General features: G+C 65.3%; 6 protein-coding genes and 2 pseudogenes. 3 read left to right on the top strand and 5 right to left on the bottom strand.

Translation table 11 applies throughout. The features are described 5' to 3' along the window. Positions 1-392: 392 nt before the first annotated feature. Positions 393-716 (bottom strand): hypothetical protein, encoded by a 324-nt coding sequence (locus tag E2C06_RS35230; RefSeq protein WP_133293204.1) that lies wholly within the window; start codon positions 714-716, stop codon positions 393-395. Further along, positions 713-931 (bottom strand): hypothetical protein, encoded by a 219-nt coding sequence (locus tag E2C06_RS35225; RefSeq protein WP_133293203.1) that lies wholly within the window; start codon positions 929-931, stop codon positions 713-715. Before E2C06_RS35225 ends, E2C06_RS35230 begins: the two co-directional genes overlap by 4 nt. A gap of 8 nt (positions 932-939) precedes the next feature. Here E2C06_RS35225 and E2C06_RS35220 point away from each other — a divergent pair, with 8 nt between their 5' ends. From E2C06_RS35220 to E2C06_RS38225, 3 genes are all read left to right on the top strand, one after another. Further along, the gene (locus E2C06_RS35220) at positions 940-1,194 is read left to right on the top strand and encodes a hypothetical protein (RefSeq protein WP_133293202.1); all 255 of its coding nucleotides are present in this window, start codon (positions 940-942) and stop codon (positions 1,192-1,194) included. Between the two features lie 26 nt (positions 1,195-1,220). Further along, positions 1,221-1,502, top strand: coding sequence for a hypothetical protein (locus tag E2C06_RS35215; RefSeq protein WP_133293201.1), 282 nt, complete (start codon positions 1,221-1,223; stop codon positions 1,500-1,502). Between the two features lie 739 nt (positions 1,503-2,241). Further along, on the top strand, positions 2,242-3,384 hold the full coding sequence (locus E2C06_RS38225; protein ID WP_165982889.1) for a hypothetical protein: 1,143 nt from the start codon (positions 2,242-2,244) through the stop codon (positions 3,382-3,384). A gap of 92 nt (positions 3,385-3,476) precedes the next feature. Here E2C06_RS38225 and E2C06_RS35205 read toward each other — a convergent pair. The 3 genes and pseudogenes from E2C06_RS35205 to E2C06_RS35195 form a co-directional block, all read right to left on the bottom strand. Beyond that, positions 3,477-3,584: pseudogene (locus E2C06_RS35205) on the bottom strand (IS5-like element ISMex42 family transposase); the annotation flags it as partial. Between the two features lie 239 nt (positions 3,585-3,823). Then, positions 3,824-4,201, bottom strand: a pseudogene (locus E2C06_RS35200) (recombinase family protein). Between the two features lie 72 nt (positions 4,202-4,273). Beyond that, complete coding sequence (locus E2C06_RS35195; protein ID WP_133293199.1) at positions 4,274-4,537, bottom strand: hypothetical protein; 264 nt, start codon at positions 4,535-4,537, stop codon at positions 4,274-4,276. Positions 4,538-5,337: the final 800 nt, after the last annotated feature.

Genomic DNA, 5,337 nt, shown 5'->3' with positions numbered 1-5,337 from the left:
GATGGCAAGGCGACGGGCTGCTGCCTCCATCTCTTTGCCCGCAGCAGCTATGTCGTCGTCGGTCGCACCGTCGCGCTCGCCCCAGGCATAGGCTTGGAAGTACTCGGTCCAAATGGCGGCGATCTTGGGCGAGACGCCGTCAGGGGCGTGAGGAATGGGGGTACGGCAGACCATCAGCCGTTCCCCCGCACAGGTGTGGTCGCCAGCATGTCGGCGCTCCCCGGCACGTCAGGCCTTCTCGGCACGTCGGGAGGGGGTGGCCTCCAAAGCTCACTGCAAGACGGACCACATTGGCGGCGCGGGTAGGAGCGCAGCCAGAGTGTCGGCCTTACCGGTGCCTCTGGGGGATAGGTAGTTCTGCGAGGGAGCGGGGTGCTCTGGGAAGCGCGCCATCACGCGGCACTCCCCAGCGTCATGATGTCGGTCACCAGCGACCACCCGTGCGGCCCGTCTACCGGGATGCCCATCTCGGTGCCCATGAAGGCCAGGATCTCGGCCTTCGCCTTGAGGCCGGCCAACGTCGTGGCCGGCGTGTCGAAGATCCGCCGCTCGATCTGGTGCACCGCGCGGTGCACCTCTTGGCCCAGCGCCCGATCGGCGGCGGACTGGTCATCCTCAAGGATGTCGTCGAGGCGGTCCGTGACCGACATGTACCGGCCGTTGGCCGGGCGCCACGCGGCGCAGAGCTCGAGCAGCTCAGTGTCAGTGCCGGTCATGCGGCGATCTCCTGTGAGGTGTTCAAGCCAGAAAGCCGCGCATCCGCCGCAGCAGCTGCGCCCGTCACGTCGAGCACCGCGTCCAGGGCACCATGCTCGAGCAGCGCCTGAAAGGTGCCGGCATTTGCAGCCAGCATCCGTTCCAGGCCTCCGCGCTGGTCGCCTGCGCCAATGACTGCCACCTGGTCAGCGAGGCACAGCGACATCTCGCTCAAGGTGGTCTATGACGCAGGACAAGCCGAAGCTCACCTCTGTCGAGCAGCGGCAACGGCGCGAGGACCGGCTCGTCACCATCCGTCTGCGCATGGCCATCGGCCGGGCTCTGGAAGACCGGGGCATCACCACCGCGGCCGCGATTGGCGAGGCGCTCGGGATGCCGGCTGGCGAGGCGACCAAGCTGTTAACCCGGCGGCAATGGCGCGCAGGCGATGTGGAGCGGCTCCAGGCGGCTGCGGCACGGCTGGGGCTGACTCTGTAGTTTTCCGGAAGGGAAGGAGACGAACGGTGACGGCTGACTTCCTCGCCAATGACTTTGCGGCCATCGCTCGCGCCATGCGGCGGGAAACACCCCCGCCGCAGGCAGCGGTCCTGCACTTTTGGGATCTGTCCAACTTCCTGACCAGCGAGCACGAGAACGTCGAGGTTGCGGTGGCAGAGGCTTATGCGTTCGTGGTGAGCGATACAGGGATCCCGGTACGTATCACCACCCCCAGCGGCACCATGCTAATGGATACCGCGGCTCTCGCTGAAGCCGTAATCCGCTACGGCGAGGGCATGCCGACTTAGCGCTTCAATCCCCACTGCTCCACAAGGGCTGGCAGCGGGATGGTGCGTACCTTCGGCCAACGGACAAGGCCTGAAGGGATCATTGCACGCACCTGCTCCAACGACTTGGCCGTCCAGCGGTGATCGGTAACCTTGTCCTCAGGCACGGCGAGTACGACTCGCAGCACGTACCGGCCTGGTGCATCGTGGCTCTCCGGACCGAAGACTAGAAGGTACGGATCGTGCACTGAATGATTGTGCAGTACCTGCGCTACCTCTCGGGTTGATGCACGCTGCATGCGCTGTCTCCGCCGCGCCCCAAAGAGGTGAACGGGGCGACGGACGCGATGTATTCTTCTTCATGCAAATAGCTAGTGACCGTTTCAGTTTATTTGGGGTTTCATTTTATCTCACGCATGAGTTTTTAGTACCATAGAAGCATCAACTTACCGGTCGTCGGTCACCTTTCCACTGTCAAGATGTCAGAGTATGTGCCGAGTGTATCCATCCCGGCGTAGGAGCGGCTGGAAGCCTTTGTCTCCTTCAGCCGCCCCGTTTCCGGTAGTGGACACCCGCACACGGTAGACGGCAGGAGTGACCCTCACCGCCTTAGCCATCGCAATCGTCGTCACTGAAGTGGCCGGATTGGCGTAGGCCGTGTCACCCTGCACGGCAGCGAGTACGAAGTGCACTAGCTTTTGAGTTGGTCTTACATGACGAAACCACAACCATAGTGACCTACGCAATAGGAAGTACGCACATGGCTGTGATCACTAGTGATGGTTTAATAACTGGGACCGAGCTGTCCGACCTGATCACCGGCGGTGCAGGAAATGATACAATCCTCGGCAATGGGGCTAACGACACGATAGACGGCGGAGGAGGTTTCAACTTCGCAGCCTACTGGAGCTCCGTCGGCGCAGTGTCAGTGCAGCTAGGTGCGGGGACCGTTACGGTTGACGGACATGGCGGCCACGATGTGCTGATCAACATTCAAGGGATCATCGGATCGGGCTCCGATGACACCATTGTTGGCAGCGATGTCAGCGGTGTTTTAATCGGGCTGGGTGGCAGCGACACGCTGCGAGGCCTGGATGGTGACGATCTCATTGTCGGCGGTGCTGGCAACGATGACATCGATGGTGGTGGTGGGTCGGACAAGATCTTCTACAGTGGTAACCGCGCTGACTACGTCGTGACAGCGACCACGAACGGCTTCACCATCGCTGACACACGCGCTGGCGCTGAGGCCGACAGGGACGGCACCGACAGCGTCGCAAATGTCGAGTTCTTCCAGTTTGCGAATGGAACTGCCGCTGCAGCGGAGTTGGTCTCCGGCGTCCTCACCCCCAATACCACCACCGACCCCACCGGGTCCTCGGGACCATTCTTCTCTATTTTTCGAGACGGCGTTTGGAGCCACGAGGCCGCCACACCCTACAGCGGTCCCGTTTCCTATTTGCAGTACCAGCTACTCGGTAACGCAAATGGTGAGGTAGCTATAGGGACGGCGAGCAATGACTTCATCAACCTGCTCGGGGGCGACGACGCCGCAAGCGGGGGCGATGGAAATGATGTGCTCGACGGCGGCACAGGTTCGAACTTCCTCACCGGTGGTGCAGGTTCCGATGTTTTCTTCCTCGATGGGCGTAGCGGCCAGACGACTTGGTCGACGATCACTGATTGGCAGGCTGGCGAACAACTCTCGCTTTGGGGCTGGAAGCCCGGTGTGAGCCACGCAACCTGGGTCGAAAGCGCAGGCACTGCTAGCTACGAAGGTGCAACTCTTCACTGTGATCTCGACGGAAACGGGTCGATTGATGCGAGCGTGACTTGGACCGGCGTGGCGCCGGGCGCACTGCCGACTGCCCTCGAGTTTGACGATTTGCTTTGGATTAAGTGAGCTTCAGCAGCGAAGTCAGAGCTGAGCCTGGCTATGACTTCGCTGCACCGCCTTCAGCTACTAGGGCCTGTGAGTCCATGAGTGCTGTGCGGCTACTTGATCCAGTCCATCGTGGCGGCCATGCAGAGCACGCCCATGGAGGAACACGCGGTCTTCTCATAGCGGGTAGCGACGGCTCGCCACTCTTTCAGCCTCGCCCAGTTGGCCACGGTCATGGCCAGGACGATCATGGCCAGGAAAGTCAGCACTGATACCGACCAGCGGTCCCACCAGCTCTGCATCGTCGCCTCCTCCGGAAGGGCCGGTCGGGGCGGGTCAAGTGTCCATAGGGATGCGGCACAGGCACCCTCCAACGCCTATTGTAGCCCGTGCCGGCGACCTGGGGCTTCCTGAGGAGGCTGGCGCCGCGGCATCCTCTGCGGGCGGGGCGGGCTAGGCCTCACCTCCTAGCGGCAGTGCCCGACTGCCACCCCCGCACCTCACCTCTCCGCCCTCTCGGTGCCGTGGGGCACTCACCCTCCTGGCCGGCGCCTACCCGGCCGCGGGCCCGGGCGGCGGCGAGCCCTGCCTTGGTGCGCTCGACGACGAGGGCGCGCTCGAACTGGGCGATGGCGCCCATGATCTGCAACACCAGTATCCCGCTCGGGCTGGCGGTGTCGATCGGGTCGCCGAGGGAGCGGAAATGGGCGCCTGCCTAGCGGATGCGCTCGATCACCTGCAGCACATGGGCGAGCGAGCGGGCGAGCCGGTCGATGCGGAACACCACCAGGGTATCGCCGCGGCGCAGGCACCCGTACGGCGTCCCGCTGCTCGACACCGCCTGGGACGTCTGGCGCTGGCTCGAGCGCGGCGGGACGCGTCCGCCGCTGCGCGCCGCCCTGGTGTGGCGCTAGGGCAGGGCAGGCCTGCTCCGCGCCCCGCTGCCGCTCACCGGGGCGGCCGCGCTCAGGCCCCACCAGCCCTGGGAGCCGGCGCTCTGGATTGCCGCACTCCTGCAGGCGATCGCCGCCGAGGCGGGGACGGCGGCGGCCGCCGGGCGGCGGAGCACCTCGCGCGCGCCTGCGGCGGTGGACCTGCTTGCTGCCGTCCCGCTGGTCTCGGCCACGACGCTGGCCGCCGCCCTCGCCATGTCGGTGAAGGCGGCCTGCGCCATCCTCGACGAGTTCGTCCGGCTGGAGGTCGCGGTCGAGGTGACGCACCGCCACAGCCGCCGCCTCTTCGGCCTCGCCGGTCTTGTGCCCCTGCGGCAAGGCCGCCGCGCCGCCGCGCCGGCCGCTGCCCGGGCGGAGGAGGGGGCGACCGCGCGAGGTGCCAACCGTGGTGGAGGCGCCGCCCGAGGTCCTGCCGCCGGCGTCACTGCCCGGCGTCGGGCCGCTCGAGCAGCGGGCTTTCGACTACGGCGACCTGGAGGCGGCGATGCAGGTCGTGCGGCGAAGACGACACGCTATCGGGCACGGACGACATGGAGAAAGGCAATTCGACAAGGATCAGAGCATGCCGGAACCACTGGAATCCCTGCCTTCCGTACGACAGCATTCAGAAAACGTGACATGCACGCACGCACCGCTCCGGCTGCCCTGCCTGTCAACGCGGTGACCGCCTACGCCGCTGAGAGCCTGTCGGACGCGACGCGGCAGGTTCTACCGCCCTGACTGGGCAGATTGGACCGCGTGGTGTGCTCGGCATGACCAGCCAGCCTTACCCGCCGCGATCGCCGCCTACCGCCGCCGGCTCTCGACGATCGGCCAGGCGGAGCGGTGATCCGTTGGTCGGTGGTAGCGCGACGATGCAACCACGTCACACGATAGACCGGCCCGGCACTTGCCGGACGCGACGCGGCGCCGCGATCCAGATTGCAGCTGCGGACGCCGCACATAGCACGGCAGCCAAAGCAAAGGCGAGGTCGTAGCTGCCAGTCACATCGTGCACCGTACCCGCAACCCAAGGACCGGC

This window comes from Dankookia rubra, assembly GCF_004355005.1.
GTDB classification, from domain to species: domain Bacteria; phylum Pseudomonadota; class Alphaproteobacteria; order Acetobacterales; family Acetobacteraceae; genus Paracraurococcus; species Paracraurococcus ruber_A.
This window is presented reverse-complemented; position numbering and strand designations above follow the sequence as displayed.

Coding starts and splice junctions, on each gene's coding strand:
- E2C06_RS35230 (WP_133293204.1), bottom strand. CDS start 716: ATGACCGGCACTGACACTGAGCTGCTCGAGCTCTGCGCCGCGTGGCGC.
- E2C06_RS35220 (WP_133293202.1), top strand. CDS start 940: ATGACGCAGGACAAGCCGAAGCTCACCTCTGTCGAGCAGCGGCAACGG.
- E2C06_RS38225 (WP_165982889.1), top strand. CDS start 2,242: ATGGCTGTGATCACTAGTGATGGTTTAATAACTGGGACCGAGCTGTCC.
- E2C06_RS35195 (WP_133293199.1), bottom strand. CDS start 4,537: ATGGCGCAGGCCGCCTTCACCGACATGGCGAGGGCGGCGGCCAGCGTC.